Origin of the sequence: Thermopolyspora flexuosa (assembly GCF_006716785.1) — a bacterium.
Classification (GTDB): domain Bacteria; phylum Actinomycetota; class Actinomycetes; order Streptosporangiales; family Streptosporangiaceae; genus Thermopolyspora; species Thermopolyspora flexuosa.
The window spans coordinates 2,339,647-2,360,755 of the sequence record NZ_VFPQ01000001.1 but is presented as its reverse complement, the minus strand read 5'-3'; the positions used below and the strand labels follow the sequence as shown (position 1 = coordinate 2,360,755).

At 72.6% G+C, this 21,109-nt stretch carries 19 protein-coding genes; 2 read left to right on the top strand and 17 right to left on the bottom strand.

All coding sequences use genetic code 11. The features are described from left to right. Positions 1-250: 250 nt before the first annotated feature. Positions 251-1,249: an adenosine deaminase gene (locus FHX40_RS09935; protein ID WP_211350227.1), complete on the bottom strand. Its 999-nt coding sequence runs from the start codon at positions 1,247-1,249 to the stop codon at positions 251-253. 75 nt (positions 1,250-1,324) lie between these two features. Further along, positions 1,325-1,969, bottom strand: coding sequence for a dihydrofolate reductase family protein (locus tag FHX40_RS09930; protein ID WP_142259336.1), 645 nt, complete (start codon positions 1,967-1,969; stop codon positions 1,325-1,327). Positions 1,970-2,033: 64 nt separating this feature from the next. Between FHX40_RS09930 and FHX40_RS09925 the strand changes: the two genes are divergently transcribed. Beyond that, the gene (locus FHX40_RS09925) at positions 2,034-2,594 is read left to right on the top strand and encodes a winged helix-turn-helix transcriptional regulator (RefSeq protein WP_229789185.1); all 561 of its coding nucleotides are present in this window, start codon (positions 2,034-2,036) and stop codon (positions 2,592-2,594) included. A gap of 16 nt (positions 2,595-2,610) precedes the next feature. On the opposite strand, the gene FHX40_RS09920 is transcribed toward FHX40_RS09925, so the two are convergent. The 12 genes from FHX40_RS09920 to uvrA form a co-directional block, all read right to left on the bottom strand. Continuing rightward, positions 2,611-2,982: an RNA polymerase-binding protein RbpA gene (locus FHX40_RS09920; protein ID WP_142259334.1), complete on the bottom strand. Its 372-nt coding sequence runs from the start codon at positions 2,980-2,982 to the stop codon at positions 2,611-2,613. 128 nt (positions 2,983-3,110) lie between these two features. Continuing rightward, entirely contained in the window at positions 3,111-3,341 is a 231-nt protein-coding gene (secG, locus tag FHX40_RS09915) for a preprotein translocase subunit SecG (protein ID WP_142259333.1), read from the bottom strand. 142 nt (positions 3,342-3,483) lie between these two features. Next, positions 3,484-4,248, bottom strand: coding sequence for a triose-phosphate isomerase (gene tpiA, locus FHX40_RS09910; RefSeq protein ID WP_142261670.1), 765 nt, complete (start codon positions 4,246-4,248; stop codon positions 3,484-3,486). Between the two features lie 30 nt (positions 4,249-4,278). Next, on the bottom strand, positions 4,279-5,481 hold the full coding sequence (locus FHX40_RS09905) for a phosphoglycerate kinase (RefSeq protein WP_142259332.1): 1,203 nt from the start codon (positions 5,479-5,481) through the stop codon (positions 4,279-4,281). Beyond that, complete coding sequence (gene gap, locus FHX40_RS09900) at positions 5,481-6,485, bottom strand: type I glyceraldehyde-3-phosphate dehydrogenase (RefSeq protein WP_142259331.1); 1,005 nt, start codon at positions 6,483-6,485, stop codon at positions 5,481-5,483. The genes FHX40_RS09905 and gap overlap by 1 nt, the downstream gene beginning before the upstream one ends. A gap of 117 nt (positions 6,486-6,602) precedes the next feature. Next, complete coding sequence (gene whiA, locus FHX40_RS09895) at positions 6,603-7,583, bottom strand: DNA-binding protein WhiA (RefSeq protein ID WP_142259330.1); 981 nt, start codon at positions 7,581-7,583, stop codon at positions 6,603-6,605. Positions 7,584-7,651: 68 nt separating this feature from the next. Further along, complete coding sequence (locus FHX40_RS09890; protein ID WP_142261669.1) at positions 7,652-8,569, bottom strand: gluconeogenesis factor YvcK family protein; 918 nt, start codon at positions 8,567-8,569, stop codon at positions 7,652-7,654. A 263-nt stretch (positions 8,570-8,832) separates the two neighbouring features. After that, complete coding sequence (gene rapZ, locus FHX40_RS09885) at positions 8,833-9,795, bottom strand: RNase adapter RapZ (protein ID WP_142259329.1); 963 nt, start codon at positions 9,793-9,795, stop codon at positions 8,833-8,835. Beyond that, on the bottom strand, positions 9,792-11,768 hold the full coding sequence (gene uvrC, locus FHX40_RS09880; RefSeq protein WP_142259328.1) for an excinuclease ABC subunit UvrC: 1,977 nt from the start codon (positions 11,766-11,768) through the stop codon (positions 9,792-9,794). Before uvrC ends, rapZ begins: the two co-directional genes overlap by 4 nt. A 54-nt stretch (positions 11,769-11,822) precedes the next feature. Continuing rightward, positions 11,823-14,375 carry a Clp protease N-terminal domain-containing protein gene (locus tag FHX40_RS09875; RefSeq protein ID WP_142259327.1) on the bottom strand — a complete coding sequence of 851 codons (2,553 nt, stop codon included), beginning with the start codon at positions 14,373-14,375 and terminating at the stop codon, positions 11,823-11,825. A 97-nt stretch (positions 14,376-14,472) separates the two neighbouring features. Next, positions 14,473-14,958, bottom strand: coding sequence for a Rieske (2Fe-2S) protein (locus FHX40_RS09870; protein WP_142259326.1), 486 nt, complete (start codon positions 14,956-14,958; stop codon positions 14,473-14,475). 205 nt (positions 14,959-15,163) lie between these two features. Beyond that, a complete protein-coding gene (uvrA, locus tag FHX40_RS09865) occupies positions 15,164-18,004 on the bottom strand; it encodes an excinuclease ABC subunit UvrA (RefSeq protein ID WP_142259325.1) in 2,841 nt (946 codons plus the stop codon). Between the two features lie 310 nt (positions 18,005-18,314). Here uvrA and FHX40_RS09860 point away from each other — a divergent pair, with 310 nt between their 5' ends. Next, positions 18,315-18,971 carry an MBL fold metallo-hydrolase gene (locus FHX40_RS09860; protein WP_142259324.1) on the top strand — a complete coding sequence of 219 codons (657 nt, stop codon included), beginning with the start codon at positions 18,315-18,317 and terminating at the stop codon, positions 18,969-18,971. Between the two features lie 88 nt (positions 18,972-19,059). On the opposite strand, the gene FHX40_RS09855 is transcribed toward FHX40_RS09860, so the two are convergent. The 3 genes from FHX40_RS09855 to FHX40_RS09845 form a co-directional block, all read right to left on the bottom strand. Then, the gene (locus tag FHX40_RS09855; RefSeq protein ID WP_142259323.1) at positions 19,060-19,362 is read right to left on the bottom strand and encodes a hypothetical protein; all 303 of its coding nucleotides are present in this window, start codon (positions 19,360-19,362) and stop codon (positions 19,060-19,062) included. Between the two features lie 100 nt (positions 19,363-19,462). Continuing rightward, positions 19,463-20,293, bottom strand: a complete 831-nt coding sequence (pssA, locus tag FHX40_RS09850) for a CDP-diacylglycerol--serine O-phosphatidyltransferase (protein WP_142259322.1) — start codon at positions 20,291-20,293, stop codon at positions 19,463-19,465. Beyond that, positions 20,280-20,936 carry a phosphatidylserine decarboxylase gene (locus tag FHX40_RS09845; protein WP_142259321.1) on the bottom strand — a complete coding sequence of 219 codons (657 nt, stop codon included), beginning with the start codon at positions 20,934-20,936 and terminating at the stop codon, positions 20,280-20,282. Before FHX40_RS09845 ends, pssA begins: the two co-directional genes overlap by 14 nt. Positions 20,937-21,109: the final 173 nt, after the last annotated feature.

Here is a 21,109-nt window from a genome sequence, read left to right as displayed (position 1 = left end):
GGCAGATCCGCCAAGCGGGCCACCTCACCGTCGGGGTGCGCCCCGCCGGGATCCCCACGAGATCCGCGTCACCCACGCTCGCCTCGATCCCCGGTCGAGGAACACGCCCGCCCGGAGCCTCGGCGTGGAACCGTGATCGCCCGGACTGCTCTCCATTCCTGCAGGACGCCCCGCAGCGCGGCGACCGCCTTCGCCCCTCCGCTCATCGGAGCGCCGCCACGGTCCGAGGTCGCCGCAGCCACATGCGGCGTCAGCCGTTCGCGGCCCCCGTGCGCAGCTCGGCCTGGAAGCGGGCGCGGGTCTCGGGGTCGAGGAAGGCGGCGTCGAAGGAGTTGGCGGCGATCGTGGCCAGGGTGGTGGGGTCGAGGCCGAGTTCGTCGCGCAGGGCGCGGTAGTTGTCCTCGGCGTAGCCGCCGACGTAGGCGGGGTTGTCCGAGTTCACCGTGACCATGAGGTTCGCCCGGAGCATCGCGGGCAGCGGGTGCTCGCGCAGGCTGGGCACGATGCCGAGCCGTACGTTCGACAGCGGGCAGACGGTGAGCGGGACGCGCTCGGCGCGCAGGCGGGCGACGAGGTCCGGGTCCTCCATGGCGCGGATGCCGTGGTCGATGCGTTCGGCGCCGAGCAGGTCGAGGGCCTCCCGGACGTAGCCGGGCGGGCCCTCCTCCCCCGCGTGCACGGTACGGCGCAGCCCTTCGGCCGCCGCGATCGCGTACACCTCGCGGAACAGCGACGGCGGATGGCCGAGCTCGGCCGAGGCGAGGCCGATGCCGATGAACCGGTCCCGGTGCCGCCGGATCGCCTCGCGGAGCACCCGCTCGGCCTCCTCCGGGCCGCGGTCGCGGACGATGCACAGCAGGAGCGCGGCCGACACCCCGAGCTCCCGCTCGCCGTCGGCCACGGCCGCGGCGAGCCCGTCGAAGACCGCGTCCATGGGCACGCCCCGCGCCAGGTGCGCCTGCAGGTCGAAGAAGATCTCGGCCCGGCGCACCCCGTTGTCCCGGGCACGGCGCAGGTAGCCGAGGGTCATGTCGTAGAAGTCGCGCTCGGTGCGGAGCACCGCCATGTTCGCGTTGAGGACGTCGAGGAAGCTCTGCAGCCCTTCGAACCGGTAGCGGGCGCGCAGCCCGTCGACGCCGTCCGCCGGGAGCGTGACGCCGTTGCGCCGCGCGAGCCCGACCACGAGCTCCGGTTCGAGCGTGCCCTCGATGTGCACGTGGAGCTCCGCCTTGGGCAGCAATCTCCCCAACCTCCCTCCGCGCTCTCCGGCGAGGATCGTAACCAGGTCCGGCAGGCCCGGCTGCGGGGCCCCGCAGACGGGCCGCTAAGGGCGCGTGAAGGTCAGGTGGGTGACGCCGGAGGGAGTGGTCACCGACTCGACGTGAAAGCGCTTCTCAAGGCCCTCCAGGCCGTCCCACAGCCGTACGCCGCGGCCGAGGACGATCGGGACGAGGACCACGTGCAGGTGGTCGATCAGGTCCGCCTCCAGGAACCGGCGGACCGTGGTCGGGCCACCGCCGATCCGTATGTCCAGCCCGCCCGCGGCCTCCCGGGCCAGGCGCAGCGCCTCATGCGGTGAGGCGTTGACGAAGTGGAACGTCGTGCCGCCCTCCATCTCCAGCGACGGGCGCGGGTAGTGGGTGAGCACGAAGACCGGGGTGTGGAACGGCGGGTTCGGGCCCCACCAGCCCTTCCACTCGTGGTCGGTCCACGGGCCGCGCTGCGGGCCGAACTTGTTCCGCCCCATGATCTCCGCGCCGATCCCCGCCTCGTGCCGGGCGGCGAACGCGTCGTCGGCCCCCGTCTCGCCGCCGGGTTCCCCCTGCATCGCCCGGAAGGTGCGGGTCGGAAAGAGCCACTCGTGGAGCCGCCCGCCGGCGTGGCCGAACGGCGCCTCCATGCTCTGCCCCTCCCCCGTGGCGAAGCCGTCCAGGGAGACGGAGAGATTGTGGACCCGCACCCGTGACATGGAACCTCCACGGCCGAGAAGTGGTTGCAACTTGCAATCGCTTCGCCGAGTGTAGGGTAGGTGGTTGCATCTCGCAATCGGCTGGAGGTCGGGCATGCGGGACGAGCCGCGATCAGGATGCGCGATCAACGCGGCGGTGGAGGCGCTCGGCGATCAGTGGAGCCTCATCGTGCTGCGCGACGTGATCTTCGGCGGCCGCCGCCACTTCCGCGACCTGCTCGCCAACAACGAGGAGGGCATCGCGTCGAACATCCTCGCCAACCGGCTCAAGGCCCTCGTCGCCGCGGGCCTGCTCACCCACGAGCCGGCGGGCCGGGGACGCAAGGGGACCTACAGCCTCACCGAGGCGGGCATCCAGACCGTGCCGATCCTCGTCGCGCTCGGCTCCTGGGGGCTACGGCACCGCCCCACCACGCCCGAGCTGTCCGTCCGGGCCCGGCTGCTCGAGGAGGGCGGCCCGCCCCTGTGGGCGGACCTCATGGACGAGCTGCGCGAGATCCACCTGGGCATACCCCGGCCGCATCCGGAGCGCCCGCGGCCGTCCCGGCTGCTGCAGGAGGCCTACCTGCGCGCCGTCGGCCAGAACAAGAAAAACCCCCGCGAAGGGGAGGATGCGGGGGTTTGACGGCCGTCCTGGACGGTCACTGCCAGGGGGACTGGTGCTGCCAGGGGGCGGCCTTGCGGGAGGCGCGGAGCCGTTCCAGGGCCTCGGCGAGGATGGCCTTGCCGTCCTCGTCGCTGCGCCGCTCCTTCACGTAGGCAAGGTGGGTCTTGTACGGCTCGTTGCGCGGCGGAGCGGGCGGGTTGTCACGGTCCTGGCCGGCAGGCAGACCGCAGCGAGGGCAGTCCCAGATCTCGGGGATCGGTGCATCGCTCGCGAAGCTGGGACGCACCTCGTGCTTGTTGGCACACCAGAAGGAGACCTGGACGCGCGGCGCCGCCTCTCCGCGCTCGGCCTCCCCCATCGGACCGGCACCGACACGGCTACCACGGATCGCGTTGCCACTAGCCACGGATGTACTCCTCGCTTGGTCGCCCCGCGGGCACGGGGAGGGGAATCTCTGTCACGCGTACTCGGCCGGCCTCAGGCCAGGAGACCGCCCGGGCGGGCGCGGGACGCGCCTGGGCCCGGGCGGTACCGCTACGGCTTGAGAAGCAGGCCGAGAGCGATGATGCAGACGAACCAGATCACACCGGTGATGATGGTGAGCCGGTCAAGGTTGCGTTCCACCACCGAGGATCCGCTGAACGACGAGGAGAACCCGCCGCCGAACAGATCCGACAGACCCCCACCCTTGCCCTTGTGGAGCAGGACGAGCAAGATCAGCAGAAGGCTCGACAGGATGAGGGCGATGGAGATACCGATTGTCACCGTTGACCTGTTCCCAGTCCATGCGCCGGAGCGCGATCCTCACGTCTGCACATCGTCGTCGTGACGATTCAAACCTGTTCTACGAGGGTACGACTTACTGTCAAGTTACACCCCCGGAACAGCCCAGCTAGAACCGCGTATTCTAGCCGGAGGTCTCCTCCCCGAGGCGACAGATCTTGACGAACTCCACCGGGTCCAGCGACGCACCGCCGACGAGACCGCCGTCCACGTCGGGCTGCGCGATGATCCCGGCGATGTTGTTCGCCTTGACCGATCCTCCGTAAAGGATACGGACCGTCCGGGCCACCTCGTCATCGTAGAGCTCGGCGAGCCGTTCCCGGATCGCGCCGCAGACCTCCTGGGCGTCCTTGGGGGTCGCCACCTCACCGGTGCCGATCGCCCACACCGGCTCGTAGGCGATCACGATCTTCTTCGCCTCGTCGGCGGACAGGCCCTTCAGGGCCCCGTCCACCTGGTCGAGGGTGAAGGCGATGTGGCGGCCCTCGCGGCGCACCGGCAGGCCCTCGCCGACGCACACGATCGGGGTGATCGAGTGCCGCAGCGCGGCCTTGACCTTCCCGTTGACGGTCTCGTCGTCCTCACCGTGGTACTGCCGCCGCTCGGAGTGCCCGGCGAGCACGTACTTGCAGCCGAGCTTGGCGAGCATGGCGCCGGAGATCTCGCCGGTGTAGGCCCCCGAGTCGTGCACGGACAGGTCCTGCGCGCCGTACCCGATGCGCAGCTTGTCCGCGTCGACCAGGGTCTGCACCCCGCGCAGGTCGGTGAACGGCGGCAGCACCACCACCTCGACCCGCTCGAAGTCGGCCTCGGTGAGCGCGAACGCCAGCTTCTGGACGTGCGCGATCGCCTCGAGGTGGTTGAGGTTCATCTTCCAGTTGCCCGCCATGAGCGGCTTGCGGGCAGGCGTGCTCACCGTTCAGCCCTCCTGCGCGTAGGCGTCCAGGGCCGCGAGGCCGGGAAGGGTCTTGCCCTCGAGGTACTCCAGGCTCGCGCCGCCACCGGTCGAGATGTGCGAGAACCCGTCCTCGGGGAGGCCGAGCCTGCGCACCGCCGCGGCCGAGTCACCGCCGCCGACCACGGTGAAGCCCTTCGAGCCGACGAGCGCCTCGGCGACCGCACGGGTGCCGCCGGAGAACGCGTCGAACTCGAACACGCCCATCGGGCCGTTCCAGAACACGGTGGCCGCGTCGGCGAGCTTCTGGGCGAACAGCTCGCGGGTCTTCGGGCCGATGTCGAGGCCCTGCCGGTCCGCCGGGATCGCGGTCGCCTCGACCACCTCGTACGGCGCGTCCGCGGCGAAGTGGGTCGCGGCGAGCACGTCGACCGGCAGCACCAGCTCGACCCCGCGCCGCTCGGCCTCCTCGATGAACCCGCGCACCTGGTCGATCTGGTCGGCCTGGAGCAGCGAGCCGCCCACCTCGTGGCCCTGCGCGGCGAGGAAGGTGTAGGCCATGCCGCCGCCGATGAGCAGCCGGTCCACCTTCGGGATCAGGTTCTCGATCACGCCGAGCTTGTCGGACACCTTGGCGCCGCCGAGCACCACCACGTACGGCCGGGCCGGGTTCTCGGTGAGCTTGCGCAGCACCTCGACCTCGGCGAAGACGAGGCGGCCGGCCGCGTGCGGCAGCCGCTTGGGCACGTCGTACACGCTGGCGTGCTTGCGGTGCACCGCGCCGAAGCCGTCGCCCACGTACAGCTCGGCGAGGGAGGCGAGCCGCTCGGCGAACGCGCCGCGCTCGGCGTCGTCCTTGCTCGTCTCCCCCGGCTCGAAGCGCAGGTTCTCCAGGAGGGCGACCTCGCCGTCGCCGAGCGACTCGGCGACCTGGCGGGCCGAGTCGCCGACGACGTCGGAGGCGAACCGCACCTCGGTGCCGAGCAGCTCGCCCAGCCGCCGGGCGACCGGGGCGAGCGAGAACTCCGGCACCACCTTGCCCTTGGGCCGCCCCAGGTGCGCGCAGACCACGACCCGGGCGCCGCGCTCGGTCAGCGCCCGGATCGTCGGCAGCGACGCCGTGATGCGCCGGTCGTCGGTGATCACGTCACCGTCGAGCGGAACGTTGAGGTCGGCGCGGAGCAGGACGCGCCGCCCCTTGACGTCGAGATCCTCGATGGTCTTCATCAGAGCCGGGAACCCACCAGCGAGACGAGGTCGACCAGACGGTTGGAGTAGCCCCACTCGTTGTCGTACCAGCCGACGACCTTGACCTGGGTGCCGATCACCTTGGTGAGGGCGGCGTCGAAGATGCAGGAGGCCGGGTCGGTGACGATGTCGGCGGAGACGATCGGGTCCTCGGTGTAACTGAGGATGCCGGCGAGCGGGCCCTCGGCGGCGGCCTTGAACGCGGCGTTGACCTCCTCGACGGTGACCTCGCGGCCGACGGTGACGGTGAGGTCGGTGGCCGAGCCGGTCGGCACCGGGACGCGCAGCGCGTAGCCGTCGAGCTTGCCCTTCAGCTCGGGCAGCACCAGGCCGATCGCCTTGGCGGCGCCGGTGGAGGTGGGCACGATGCTGAGCGCGGCGGCGCGGGCGCGGCGCAGGTCCTTGTGCGGGCCGTCCTGCAGGTTCTGGTCCTGCGTGTAGGCGTGGATCGTGGTCATCAGACCACGCTCGATGCCGAAGGCCTCGTTGAGCACCTTCGCCATCGGGGCGAGGCAGTTGGTGGTGCAGGACGCGTTCGAGATGATCGTGTGCTTCGCCGGGTCGTAGAGGTGGTCGTTCACGCCCACCACGAGCGTGACGTCCTCGTTCTTCGCCGGCGCGGAGATGATCACCTTCTTGGCGCCGTTCTCGGCGTGCACCTTCGCCTTGTTGGCGTCCGTGAAGAGGCCGGTGGACTCGACCACGATGTCCACGCCCAGGTCGCCCCACGGCAGCTTGGCCGGGTCGCGCTCGGCGAAGACCTTGATCGCCTTGCCGTCGACCGTGATCTCCTCGGCCGTGGCCTTCACCTCGTACGGCAGGCGGCCCAGGATGCTGTCGTACTTGAGCAGGTGGGCGAGGGTCGTGGTGTCGGTCAGGTCGTTGACCGCCACGATCTCGATGTCCTTACCGGACGCCGCCGCCGCACGCCAGAAGTTGCGGCCGATCCGGCCAAAGCCGTTGACGCCTACGCGGATGCTCACGGCACATCTCCTCATGCGTAGTGGGCCCTCGAGGAGGGCCCGGAGATTCCTTGATTGCCTCTCAGCACAGACCCTATACCTGTCTGGATTGGTTTAGACCACCGACCCCCCGATGCCTCAGGGAGCGAGCATGTCGGCCGTGAGACTCGCCTCCGTGGTGGGCAGCCCGAGCTCCATCGCGCGCTTGTCCGCCATCGCCAGCAGCCGCCGGATCCGGCCGGCGATCGCGTCCTTGGTGAGCGGCGGGTCGGCGATCTGGCCGAGCTCCTCCAGCGAGGCCTGCTTGTGCTCGAGCCGCAGCTTGCCGGCCTGCACCAGGTGCGGGGGCGCGTCGTCGCCGAGGATCTCCAGGGCGCGCTGTACCCGGGCGCCCGCGGCGACCGCGGCCCGCGCCGAGCGGCGCAGGTTCGCGTCGTCGAAGTTCGCCAGCCGGTTCGCGGTGGCCCGCACCTCACGGCGCATCCGGCGCTCCTCCCAGGCGAGCACGCTGTCGTGCGCGCCGAGCCGGGTGAGCATCGCGCTGATCGCGTCGCCGTCGCGCACCACCACCCGGTCCACCCCGCGCACCTCGCGCGCCTTGGCGTGGATCTTCAGCCGGCGCGCCGCGCCGACCAGGGCGAGCGCGGCCTCCGGGCCGGGGCAGGTGACCTCCAGGGACATCGACCTGCCGGGCTCGGTGAGCGACCCGTGGGCGAGGAACGCCCCGCGCCAGGCGGCCTCCGCGTCGCAGGTGCCGCCGGAGACGACCTGCCGCGGCAGGCCGCGCACCGGCCGCCCGTGGTTGTCGATGAGGCCGGTCTGCCGGGCGAGCGCCTCGCCGTCCCGGTGCACCCGCACCACGTACCGGGCGCCCTTGCGCAGCCCGGCGGGCTGGAGCACGAGCACCTCGGCGCGGTGGCCGAACACCTCGCCGATGTCCTTGATCAGCCTGCGGGCGGCGGCGTTGGTGTCGAGCTCCGCCTCGATCACGATGCGCCCGCCGACCAGATGCAGCCCGCTGGCGAACCGCAGCAGCGTCGACACCTCGGCCTTGCGGCAGCACGGCTTGAGCACCGGCAGGCGGCTCAGCTCATCCTTCACCACGCCCGTCATGGCCATACGCTCTTCGACCTCCCCGAATCGGCTCCTGTTCAGTGTCTCGCACGAGGCGTCCCAGCCAACGCGCTTCACCGCTTCCCGTGGAAAATCTCGGCCAGGATCGGGGCAAGACGTCGTGGGTCGTGGCGCGGGGCGCCGCCGGGGTCCGCCACGTCGGCGAGGACGAGCCGCCCGCCGAGGGCGCTCACCGCCTTCTCGAGCAGCGCCGCGTCCTCCACCACCGACCGGTCCGCGAGCACCACGTCCACGCGCAGGTCCGGGGCGTGCTGCTGGAGCACCTCCAGGTGCTTCTGGGGGGAGAAGCCGTCGGTCTCGCCCGGCTGCGGGGCGAGGTTGAGGTTGACCAGGCGCCGCGCGCCGGTGGTGTGCAGGGCCTCGGCGAGCTCGGGCACCATCAGGTGCGGCAGCACGCTGGTGAACCACGAGCCGGGGCCGAACACCACCCAGTCGGCCTCGCGCACCGCGCGCACCGCCTCCGGGCAGGCCGGGGGGTTCTCCGGGACGAGCGAGATCGCGAGCACCCGGCCCGGGGTGAGCGCGCAGGCCACCTGGCCGCGCACCGTGGTGATCTCGCCGCCGAGCTCCACCTCGGCCTCGATGTCGAGCGGCACCGACGCCATCGGCAGCACCCGGCCGTGCGCGCCGAGCAGGCGGCCCACCCAGTCGAGCCCGGCGACCGGGTCGCCGAGCAGCTCCCACAGCGCGACGATGAGCAGGTTCCCCACCGCGTGCCCGTGCAGCTCGCCCTCGCTGCGGAACCGGTGCTGCACCACCCGGCTCCAGGTCTGTCCCCACTCGTCGTCGCCGCAGAGCGCGGCGAGCGCCATGCGCAGGTCGCCCGGCGGCAGCACGCCGAGCTCCCGGCGCAGCCGCCCGCTGGAGCCGCCGTCGTCCGCCACGGTGACCACGGCGGTCAGGTCATCGGTCACCCGCCGCAGCGCCGACAGCGCGGCGAACAGCCCGTGGCCCCCGCCGAGCGCGACCACCTTCGGGCCGTGCCTGCGATCCCACGGCCCTCCCTCCTCTTCGGGCTCGCCCACGACCTCGGCACCTTCCTCGCCCGGGTTGTTCACCGGCACCTCACCCTCACCACGTCACCGTTGACGATCTCGCGCCGGGCCCCCGCGGCCCCGCCGGGCGTCCGGAGTGGTCCGGACCGGCTCCGGCCGCCCTCGCCGCGGCCGGTGTCACCCGCGGCCCGGCCGGACCCGGCCGGTCGCAGCCCACAGGTCGCCCTGGCGTCCTGCGGTCACTCGCGGCCCACGTCCCGGTGGGTCACCTGCACCTCCATGCCGCGTTCGCGCAGCCGTACGGCGAGCTGCTCGGCGATGGCCACGCTGCGGTGCTTACCCCCGGTGCAGCCGACCGCGAGCACGGCGTAGTTCTTGCCCTCGCGCACGTAACCGTCGGCCACGACGCCGAGGACCTCCTCGTAGGCGTCGAGGAACTCCTTCGCCCCCGGCCTGCCGAGCACGTAGTCGCGCACGGGCGCGTCCCGGCCGGTCATGGGCCGCAGCTCGGGCACCCAGTGCGGGTTGGGCAGGAAGCGGCAGTCCACCACGAGGTCGGCGTCGACCGGCAGGCCGTACTTGTAGCCGAAGGAGACGATGGTGAGCAGGAGGCCGGGCCGGGCGCCGCCGCCGAAGAACGAGACGATCTTGCGGCGCAGCTCGTGCACGTTGAGCCCGGAGGTGTCGATCACCAGGTCGGCGTGGGCGCGCACCTCGCGCAGGATGCCGCGCTCCTTGGCGATGCCGTCGACGACGCGGCCGTCGCCCTGCAGCGGGTGCGGGCGGCGCACCGCCTCGAACCGGCGCACCAGCTCCTCGTCGCTCGCCTCCAGGAACACCACCCGCACCTCCACGCCGCGGTCCTGCAGCTCGGCGATGGCGGCGTGCAGGTCGGTGGTGAAGGCGAGGCTGCGCACGTCCACGACGGCCGCGACGCGGTCGGCGGCGAGGTTGACCTTGCCCGCCTCCTCGGCCATCGCGAACAGCAGCCCCGGCGGCAGGTTGTCGATCACGAACCAGCCGAGGTCCTCCAGCGCCTTGGCGGCCGTGCTGCGCCCGGCGCCGGACATGCCGGTGACGACGACGAGCGAGTGGCCCGCGCCCTGCTTACCGGAACGCCCGGTGGAACGGTCCTTCTCCTCCGGGGCGGGCGGGCCCACGTCCGTGGCGTTCCGATCTCGACCCGGGTGTGGCGAACTCACGTCTCGTCCCCCTTCGAGCTCTTGGCGAGCGCCGCCACGATCGCCTCCGCCGTGGCCGGGCCGATCCCGGGCACCTCGCGGATCTGGTCGGCGGTGGCGGCCCGGAGCCGCTTCACCGAGCCGAAGTGCCGCAGCAGCGCCTGCTTGCGCGCCGGCCCCAGGCCGACGATACCGTCCAGCGCGCTCTCGGTCAGGTTCTTGGAGCGCTTGGCCCGATGGTAGGTGATGGCGAACCGGTGCGCCTCGTCACGGACCCGTTGCAGCAGGTACAGGCCCTCGCTGGCGCGGGGCAGGATCACCGGCTGGTCGTCCCCGGGCAGCCACACCTCCTCCAGGCGCTTGGCCAGCCCGCACACCGCGACGTCGGTGACGCCGAGCTCGTCGAGGGCGCGGCGGGCCGCGGCCGCCTGGGCCGGGCCGCCGTCGACCACGACGAGGTTCGGCGGGTAGGCGAACTTGCGCGGCTTGCCGGTCTCCGGGTCGATCGGCTCGCCGACCGGGGCGGCGGCGCCGTCCGCGGACAGCTCCCCGACGGAGGAGCGCTCCTCCAGGTAGCGGCGGAACCGGCGGGTGATCACCTCGTGGATGGAGGCGACGTCGCCCTGCCCGGCGAGGCCGCGGATGGAGAAGCGGCGGTACTCGCTCTTGCGGGGCAGGCCGTCCTCGAACACCACCATCGAGGCGACCACGTCGCTGCCCTGGGTGTGGGAGACGTCGTAGCACTCGATGCGCAGCGGCGCCTGGTCGAGGTCGAGGGCCTCGGCGATCTCCTCCAGGGCGCGGCTGCGCGCGGTCAGGTCGCCGGCGCGGCGCAGCTTGTGCTGGGCGAGCGCCTCCTCGGCGTTGCGCGCCACGGTCTCCAGCAGGGTCTTCTTGTCGCCGCGCCGGGGCACCCGGATCTCCACCCGGGCGCCGCGCCGCTCGCTGAGCAGGTCGGCGAGCGCGGCCCGGTCGGGCGGCTCGGCGGGCACGAGCACCTCGCGGGGCAGCGCCTCGGGGGCGGCGTCGCCGTACATCTGGAGCAGGAAGCGTTCGACGAGCTCGGCGGTGCCGACCTCCTCGATCTTGTCGACCACCCAGCCGCGCCGGCCGCGGATGCGCCCGTCACGCACGTAGAACACCTGCACCGCGGCCTCCAGCGCGTCCTCGGCGAACGCGATCACGTCGCAGTCGGTGCCGTCGCCGAGCACCACCGCCTGCTTCTCCAGCGCCCTGCGCAGCGCCTGGACGTCGTCGCGCAGCCGGGCGGCGCGCTCGAACTCCTCGACCGCCGCGGCCTCGAACATCTCGCGCTCCAGCCGCTTGATGAACCGGGCGGTGCTGCCGGACATGAAGTCGCAGAAGTCCTCGGCGATCGCGCGGTGCTCCTCGGGGGTGACCCGGCCGACGCAGGGGGCCGAGCACTTGCCGATGTCGCCGAGCAGGCACGGCCGGCCGATCCGCGCCGAGCGCCGGAACACGCCGGGCGAGCAGGTGCGCACCGGGAACACCCGCAGCAGCAGGTCGACGGTCTCGCGGATCGCCCAGGCGTGCGAGTACGGGCCGAAGTAGCGGGTGCCCTTCTGCTTGGCCCCGCGCATCACCATGACCCGGGGGAACTCCTCGCCCATGGTGACCGCGAGGTACGGGTAGGACTTGTCGTCCCGGTACTTGACGTTGAACCGCGGGTCGTACTCCTTGATCCAGGAGTACTCGAGCTGCAGCGCCTCGACCTCGGTGTTCACCACCGTCCAGTCGACGCCGGTGGCGGTGGTGAGCATGGTCTGGGTGCGCGGGTGCAGCCCGGCGAAGTCGGCGAAGTACGAGTTGAGCCGTTGGCGCAGGTTCTTCGCCTTGCCCACGTAGATCACCCGGCCGTGCTCGTCGCGGAAGCGGTAGACGCCGGGCGACTCGGGGATCGAGCCGGGGGCAGGCCGGTAGGAGGCCGGGCCCCTGGGGGTGCCGGATGCCCTGGAAACTCCCGCGTTCGCCACGCATGCAAGCCTACCGGCCGGTCACCCGGGCCGCTCGATCATGCCGGAGGCCGGTCAGGTACCGGCGGTGAGCGGCTCCTGCTCGCCGGCGCGTCCCGGGGGCGCGGGCCGGTCGGCGGACGGCTGCGGGAGGCGGACCTGGATGTCGAGCTCGCCGTCCTCGGTGCCGACCACCACGGTGTCGCCCGGGCCGATCTGCCCGGCGAGCAGCAGCCCGGCGATCCGGTCCTCCAGCTCCCGCCGCACGGTACGGCGCAGCGGCCGGGCCCCGTGCTCCGGGGTGTGGCCGCGGTCGGCGAGCCAGGCCACGACCGGGTCGGCGATCTCCAGGGTGATGTTGTGCGCGCGCAGGCGGCGGCACAGCGGCTCCAGCGCCATCTCGGTGATGCGCAGGACCTCGGCGCGGTCCAGCGGGCGGAAGAGCACGATCTCGTCGAGCGCGTCCGCGCGGTCCACCAGGTCCGGCCCGAGCCTGCGGCGCAGCTCCGCGACGACCGCCCGGCGCGCCTCGGCGGGGTCGCCGCCGGCGGGGTGGGCGGCCGTGGTCGCGGTGAGGATGACGATCGCGCGGGCCAGGTCCGCCCGGGGCCGGGCGCGCCGCAGGGCGTCGGCGAGCGCGGCGCGCACCTCGGGGTGGGCCTCGTCGGCGCGGTCGAGGAGGAGCACCGCGTGCGGCCGGTGGCGCATCGCCTCGCCGAGGGTTCCCGTGGCCGCGTCCGCCACGTCCCCGGCTCTGCCGCCGTCCGGGCCGCCGGGCGCGGTGCCGAGCAGCCGGGCCGCGTCGGCCGCCTCCCGGTAGGCGCTCAGGTCGATGCGCACGAGGTGCTCCTCGCCGCCGAACAGCGCCGTCGCGAGGGCGCGGGCCAGCTCGCCCCGGCCCACCCCGGGCGGGCCGGCGAACAGGAACGCGCCGATCGGCCGGTGCGGGTCGCCGAGGCCGGCCCGGGCCCGCCGTACCGCGTCGGCGACCGCCCGCACCGCCTCCTGCTGGCCGACCACGCGCTCGTGCAGGCACCGTTCCAGGCCGAGCAGGCGGCTCCGCTCCCCCTCGGCGAGGCGGGCGGCGGGGATGCCGGTGTGCCGGGCGACGATCTCGGCGACGTCGCGCACGGTGACCCGCGGCTCCGGGACCGTGCCGCGGCGGGCCTCCTGCAGCCGCGGCCACAGCAGGTCGATGTGGTGGCGCAGCTCCTGGGCGCGCTCGTAGTCCTCGCCGGCGACCGCCTGGTCGCGCTCGCGGCGCAGCTCGTCGAGCCGCTCCTCCAGGCGCAGCGCCTCGGGGCCGGGGGTGAGCGCGCGCAGCCGTACCCGGGCGCACGCCTGGTCGAGCAGCTCGACCGCCTTGCCGGGCAGGGACCGGCCGGACAGGAAGCGGTCGGCGAGCTCGGCGGCGGCGTCGAGCGCGTCCTCGGTGATCCGCACCTGGTGGTGCGCCTCGTACCGGTCGCGCAGGCAGGACAGGATGCCGACGGTCTCCACCACGCCCGGCTCGCGCACCGGGACCGGCTGGAAGCGGTCCGCGGCGGCCGGGTCGGCGGCGAGCACGGCGCGGTGGCCGTCGGGCGTGGTCGCGGCGATCAGCGGCAGGTCGGAGCGGGCGAGGACGGGCCACAGCGGGGTGTCCGCCTGCGGGCCGAGCACGGCGTGCAGGTCGGCGACGAACAGCAGCAGGCGCTCGCCGCAGGTGCGGATCTCCTCCAGCAGCCGGGCGACCCGTTCGGCGGCCTCGCCGCGCCGTTCCGGGCCGCCGAGCAGGGCGGGCACGTCGAGCGCGACGATCCGGGCGCCGCGCAGCGGCTCGGGGACGGCGCCGTTGACCACGCGCTGGGCGATCGCCGCGACGATCGCCCGCCTGCCGACGCCGGGCTCGCCCACGAGCAGCGGCCGGTCGCGGTGCCGCCGGGAGAGCACCTCGATCACCTGCTCGATCTCGTCCTCGCGGCCGATGACCGGGTCGAGGTCGCCCTGCCGGGCCCGTTCGGTGAGGTCGTGGCCGTAGGCGTCGAGGGTGGGGGTGGTGGTGCGCGGCGGCGGCGCGGAGCCGGGCTCGGGGATGAGCCCGGAGCCGAGCACCGTCTCGCGGATCCGGTCGGCGCCCGCGCCGGCGGCCTCCAGCACCCGGGCGGCGGACGAGGCCGGGTTCGCGGCGAGGGCGAGCAGCAGGTGCTCGGGGCCGATGTAGGAGGAGCGGAGCGCGCGGGCGATGCGCTGGGCGTCGAGGAAGGCGCGCTTGGCGGTGGGGCTGAGCGTCGCGGGCGGCGTGCCGTCCCCGTCGCCGGGCGGGAGGGCGGCGGCGATGCGCTCGGCGAGCTCCTCGCGGTCGGCCCCCGCCTCGCGCAGCAGGGTGCGGGTGGGCTCCTCCTCGATCGCGGCGACGAGCAGGTCGAGCACGTCCAGGTCGGGCGCGCCGCGTTCGGTGGCGAAGCGGGCCGCGCGGTGCAGCAGGCCTCGGGCGGCCTCGCTGAACAGCCGGGCGATGTCCACCCGGTGAACGCCGGGGCGGCCCGGCGGCCAGGTGTCCTGGCCGCCGGGCGACCCGCCGGTCAGCAGGTCGAAATCGCGGAAGGGTTCCTCATCGAAGATCGACCCGTACGGCGAAGTCGCCACGACGTCCCCCTGCGCCTGTCGGCATCACGGCCCTGCAGAGGGACTTGCCGTTCGGGGCTCTGCCCAAGACCAAACACCGCACGGGATAGGGCAAATATCAGGACAGCGTGATCTCGTCGCCGTTCACGGTGATCTGCTTCTCGGCGAGCGGCTGGGTCGCCGGGCCCTGCTGCGGGGAGCCGTCCGCGACGCTGAACCGGCTGTTGTGGCAGGGGCAGATGATCGCGCCGTCGGCGACGCGGTCCACCGGGCAGCCCTGGTGGGTGCAGAGCGCGTCGTACGCCTTGAACTGGCCCTCGGTCGGCTGGACGATCACGACCTGCCGGTCCTGGAACACCTTGCCGCCGCCGACCGGGATGTCGGAGGTCCTGGCGAGCGCACCCGACGCGCCACCGGAGCCACCCGACCCGCCGCCGGAGGAGCCGCCGGAGCCCGCCTCGGCGCCCCCCGTACCGGCCGCCTGCGACGAACCGGCGGAGTCCGTCCCGCCGCCGCCACAGGCCGCCACAAGTGCCGCAAGGCCGGTGAGCCCGGCCCCGGCGACGATCACCCTGCGCCGTGTCTCGCTCGTGCTCTCAGTCATGGAGTTCAGTGAACCGCACCAGGCGGAGTGCCCTGCCCGGCTTTTCCTTAGAAAAGGTTAAGAATCCGTGATCACGTTCGTGTTCCGGGGTTGACGGCGACGGCCCCGGAGCGCGGGCAGGCGGGCGCGCGGACGCGCCGCCACCGCCGTGCGCCGGGGCCGTGAAGCGTCCGGGAGACACCGGCCCGCGCCGCGGCGGGCGTGCTCAGATGCCGAGGATCTTGCGGAGGAAGCGGCCGGTGTGGCTCGCCTCCACCTGGGCGACCTCCTCGGGGGTGCCGGTGGCGACCACGGTGCCGCCCCGGTCGCCGCCCTCGGGGCCCATGTCGATGATCCAGTCGGCCGTCTTGATCACGTCGAGGTTGTGCTCGATCACGATGACCGTGTTGCCGCCGTCGACGAGCCGGCCGAGCACGCCGAGCAGCCGCCGGATGTCCTCGAAGTGCAGGCCGGTGGTGGGCTCGTCGAGCACGTACACGGTGCGGCCGGTGGAGCGGCGCTGCAGCTCGGAGGCGAGCTTCACCCGCTGGGCCTCGCCGCCGGACAGCGTGGTGGCGGGCTGGCCGAGCCGGACGTAGCCGAGGCCGACGTCGACGAGGGTCTGCAGGTGGCGGCGGATCGCCGGGATCGCCTCGAAGAACTCCAGCGCCTCCTCGATCGGCATGTCGAGGACCTCGGCGATCGTCTTGCCCTTGTAGTGGACCTCGAGCGTCTCCCGGTTGTACCGGGCGCCGTGGCACACCTCGCACGGGACGTAGACGTCCGGCAGGAAGTTCATCTCGATCTTGATGGTGCCGTCGCCCGCGCACGCCTCGCACCGGCCGCCCTTGACGTTGAAGCTGAACCGGCCCGGCTGGTAGCCGCGCATCTTCGCCTCGGTGGTCTGCGCGAACAGCCGCCGGATGTGGTCGAACACGCCGGTGTAGGTGGCCGGGTTGGAGCGCGGGGTGCGCCCGATCGGGCTCTGGTCGACGTGCACCACCTTGTCCACGTGCTCGATGCCGAGCACCCGGGAGTGCCGCCCCGGCACGGTCTTGGCGCCGTGCAGCTCCTTGGCGAGGGCGTTGTAGAGGATGTCGTTGACCAGGGTGGACTTCCCCGACCCGGACACGCCGGTGACCGCGGTGAACACGCCGAGCGGGAACGCGACGTCGATGCCCTTGAGGTTGTGCTCGCGCGCGCCCTTCACCACGAGCTGCCGCCTGCGGTCGCGGGGGCGGCGGATCTCCGGCACCGGGATGCTGCGCCGGCCGGACAGGTACGCGCCGGTGAGCGACTCCTCGCACGCCATCAGCTCCTGCACCGTGCCGGACACGACGATCTGGCCGCCGTGCTCACCCGCGCCGGGGCCGATGTCCACCACCCAGTCGGCGGCGGCGATCGTGTCCTCGTCGTGCTCGACGACGATGAGCGTGTTGCCCATGTCGCGCAGCCGCAGCAGGGTGTCGAGCAGCCGCTGGTTGTCGCGCTGGTGCAGGCCGATCGACGGCTCGTCGAGCACGTACAGCACGCCGACGAGGCCGGAGCCGATCTGCGTCGCCAGGCGGATGCGCTGCGCCTCGCCGCCGGCGAGCGTGCCGGCCGCCCGGTCGAGGGTGAGGTAGTCGAGGCCGACGTCGAGCAGGAAGCCGAGCCGGGCGTTGATCTCCTTGATCACGCGCTCGGCGATGTGCCGTTCCCGCTCGGTGAGCTGCAGCCCGGCGAGGAACTTGGCGCAGTCGCCGATCGACATCGCCGCGACCTCGGCGATCGACCTGCCGCCGACGGTGACCGCGAGCGAGACCGGCTTGAGCCGGGCGCCCTTGCAGGAGGGGCAGGGGATCTCCCGCATGAACCCCTCGAACCGCTCGCGGCTGGCGTCGCTCTCGGCGTCGGCGTGCCGCCGCTGCACCCAGGGCACCACGCCCTCGAAGTCGGTGTAGTAGGCGCGCGTCCGGCCGTACTTGGTGTGGTAGCGGACGTGCACCTGCTCGTCGTGGCCGTAGAGCAGGGCCTTCTGCTGCTCCTTGGTGAGCCGCTCCCACGGCGTGTCGAGGTCGAAGCCGAGCGCGTTCCCCAGGGCCTCGATCAGCCGGTTGAAGTAGTCGCTGGTGTGGCCGCTCGCCCAGGGCGCGATCGCCCCGTCGCCGAGGCGGCGCTCGGGGTCGGGCACGACCAGCTCGGGGTCGACCTCCATCCGGGTGCCGAGGCCGGTGCAGTCCGGGCAGGCGCCGTACGGGGAGTTGAACGAGAACGATCGCGGCTCCAGCTCCTCGAACGACAGGTCGTCGTACGGGCAGTAGAGGTGCTCGGAGTAGAAGCGCTCGCGGTTCGGGTCGTCCTCGGGCAGGTCGACGAAGTCGAGGGTGATCGTGCCGCCGGAGAGCTGCAGCGCGGTCTCCACCGAGTCGGTGAGCCGGCGGCGCGCCGACTCCTTCACCGAGAGCCGGTCGACGATCACCTCGATGTCGTGCTTCTCGTACTTCTTCAGCGTCGGCGGCTCCTCGAGGCGGATCATGACGCCGTCGACGCGGGCCCGCGCGTAGCCCTTCGCCTGCAGCTCGCGGAACAGCTCGGCGTACTCGCCCTTGCGGCCGCGCACCACCGGGGCGAGCACCTGGAACCGGGTGCCCTCCGGGAGCTCGAGCACGCGGTCGACGATCTGCTGCGGGGTCTGCCGGGCGATCGGGCGGCGGCACTTGGGGCAGTGCGGCTTGCCGATGCGGGCCCACAGCAGGCGCAGGTAGTCGTAGACCTCGGTGATCGTGCCGACCGTGGAGCGCGGGTTGCGGCTGGTGGACTTCTGGTCGATGGAGACGGCCGGGGACAGGCCCTCGATGAAGTCGACGTCGGGCTTGTCCATCTGGCCGAGGAACTGCCGGGCGTACGCCGACAGCGACTCGACGTACCGCCGCTGGCCCTCGGCGAAGATGGTGTCGAAGGCCAGGCTCGACTTGCCCGAGCCGGAGAGGCCGGTGAAAACGATCAGAGCGTCCCGCGGCAGGTCCAGCGAGACGTCCTTGAGGTTGTGTTCACGTGCGCCACGCACGATAAGGCGGTCAGCCACGGTCGTCCCGTCGAGCTCGAGTCCGATTGTCTGTAGCGGCAAGGGCGTCACCCGGCGCATGGTAGCCAGGGCGACCGACATTTCCGGTTGGCGCTTCCGGACGGCGCTGCGGCGCCCGATGCCCCGACCCGGTGCCCCTCGCCGGGTCCCGTTCACCTAGGGTATGTGCTCCGCTCCGGGATCATGGCCGGATCCCGGGAAACCGACCGAACATGCGTGCGAACTTACCCGACGGCTCCGGGGCATGATGGACGGGGATGCCGCGGGGTGCGGCCGCGGAGCGCCTGAGAGAGCAGAAGGGAGCAGGCCAGTGAGCTACACCGGGAACGTCACGCAGGGCGGGCCGCCGGACGTGCGGGAGCTCGCCGACGTGACGATCACCAAGATCGAGGTGGGCGACTTCGAGAACAACGCCTACCTGCTGCGCTGCAACCGGACCGGCGACGGGCTGCTCATCGACGCCGCCGCCGAGGCGGACCGGCTGATCCGGCTCATCGGCGACCGGCCGATCAGCACGATCGTCACCACCCACCGGCACCAGGACCACTGGATGGCGCTGGAGGAGGTGGCCAAGGCCACCGGCGCCCAGGTCGTCGCCCACCCGCTCGACGCGCCGCACCTGCCGGTGCCGGTCTCCCGGACGGTCGAGCACGGCGACCGCATCCCGCTCGGCGAGACCCACCTGGAGGTGATCCACCTGCGGGGGCACACGCCGGGCTCGATCGCCCTGCTGTACGACGGCGGCGGCGTGAACCAGCACCTGTTCACCGGCGACTCGCTGTTCCCCGGCGGGGTCGGCAACACCGACCGCGACCCGAAGCGGTTCGAGCAGCTCTTCACCGACGTGGTGGAGCGCGTGTTCGACCGGCTGCCCGACGACACCTGGGTCTACCCCGGTCACGGCCGGGACACCACGCTCGGCGCCGAGCGCCCGTCCCTTCCGGAGTGGAAGGCCCGCGGCTGGTAGGCCGGGCGGCACCTTCTGTGGCGCGTCCGATCACGGCGCGCGGCGGCGGGTGGCGGCCGGACCGCCGGCCGGCCACCGCCGCGCCGCCTCACCGCGGCCCCGGCTCCCCGTGGGCGGGTGCGGTGGCGGTGAGCACGTGGCGGATGCGGTCGGCCGCCGCACCCGGGTTGTCGGTGCTCTCCACCACCTCTCCCCAGGACCACCGGTAGAACCAGCCCTCGGCGAGGGCGACGCAGTCGATGGTCTCGCGGACCATCGACGCGTCGGGGCCGGTGATCCGCAGCGTCGGCGGGTCCGTGCGCAAGGTCGCATCCAGACCCCTCGCCTCCAGCTCCCTGGCGAGCTTGGCCAGGAAGTAGGTCCGCGTGTGCTCGCGTGTCGGTGCGGCCATGCCCCCATTCAACGCGCCCGGGCGGCCGGGTGGAAGCCGGATCCGCGGAACCTGTGGATAGATCCTTTCTTGGGGCGCCCCGGACCGGGACGGGTACGGCTCAGCCGACCCGTTCCGCCGCGCGGCGCTCCTTGCGCTGCTCGTGCTTGAACACCAGCACGCGCAGCGGGATCGCGGCCACCAGGGCGATCTGCATGCTCGCCCCCACCTTGATCAGCTCGTCGCCGCCCGGCAGATCCGCGGCCCAGATGCTGAGGCAGGCCACGTTGATCATGATCCAGGCGAACACCACCGCGGCGAGCTGGCCCCTCGGCTTGGGGTACTCGATGCGGCTCACCATGAGCCAGGCGACGAGGAAGATCCCGGTGATCGTCAGGTAGGACGGCTCGAAGAGCAGCACGATCGACACCACGGTCATCGCGCCCATCGGGATCGGCAGGCCCATGAAGTCGCCGCTCTTGGTCTTGATGCAGGCGAACCGGGCGAGCCGTACCACGCCGCCGAGCAGCACCGAGCCGGCCGCGAGCAGCACGATCGGCAGCGGCAGCTTGTGCGAGAAGCCGGCCCAGGCCACCACCATGAAGGCGGGGGCGAAGCCGAAGCTGATCACGTCGGCGAGGTTGTCGAGCTCGGGTCCCATCGCCGAGGCGCGGAACCGGCGGGCGACCAGCCCGTCGAACAGGTCGCAGGTGGCGCCGATCAGCAGCAGCACCACGGCGGTGGCGAAGTAGCGCTGGTCGGGGTGGAACGGCGCCCCGCTCTGCAGCTGGGTCACCGCCGACCAGGCGAGCACGCACACGGCCAGGAAGCCGCAGACGGCGTTGCCGAGGGACAGCGAGTCCGCCGCCGACAGCCGCAACGCCTTACCGACCGGTCCTTGAGGTTCCTCGTCCAAGCCCTCGGCGGGCAAGCTCGCTTCAGCCGCGGTCAATGCGTGTCACCCCTGCCTTGGTCCTCTGCCCGACGGTCACGGCGGGTTCGACGCCCTCGGGAAGGTAGACGTCCACCCGCGAGCCGAACCGGATCAGCCCGATCCGTTCGGCCTGCGCCACCTTGGCTCCGGCGGCGACGTATGGCACGATCCGGCGCGCGACCGCTCCCGCGATCTGCACCAGCTCGAGGTCGCCGAGCGCGGTGTCGAAATGCCACACCACGCGCTCGTTCTTGTCACTGTCCTTGTTGAACGCGGGCAGGAATCCGCCCGGCACGTACTCGACGGAGGTCACCGTGCCCGCGGCGGGGGCCCGGTTGACGTGCACGTCCAGCGGGCTCATGAAGATCGCCACGCGGGTGCGGCCGTCCGGCCAGGGATCGATGCTCTGCACCACGCCGTCGGCCGGCGAGAGGAGACGCCCGGTCCCGGGACGGCGCTCCGGGTCCCGGAAGAACCACAGCATCGCGCCGGTGAGGGCGGTCAGCGGGACCGCCGCGAGAGCCCATCGGGGACGGCGGGTCGCGAGGGCGGTGGTGACGGCCGCCGCGGCCGCAGTCGGGGCGAGCCAGGGGGAGACACCCCGCGCCAGGCGGAGACCGCGCGAAGGCGAGGTCCCCCGACTATCTGCATCGTTGGACACTGGAAACCTTTGTCGTGATTCTTAACGTAAGGGTCGGAATGCGGTTCAACGCTGGATGTTACCGATCCTCCACCCCTTTTACGGCACAACGCGACAAGCAAACAAGCTCGTCGACGAATTCGTCACCCCGTAAGGAGCGTTCGGCTCCGCGCCGGTGACGCGAGGCGCCTCGT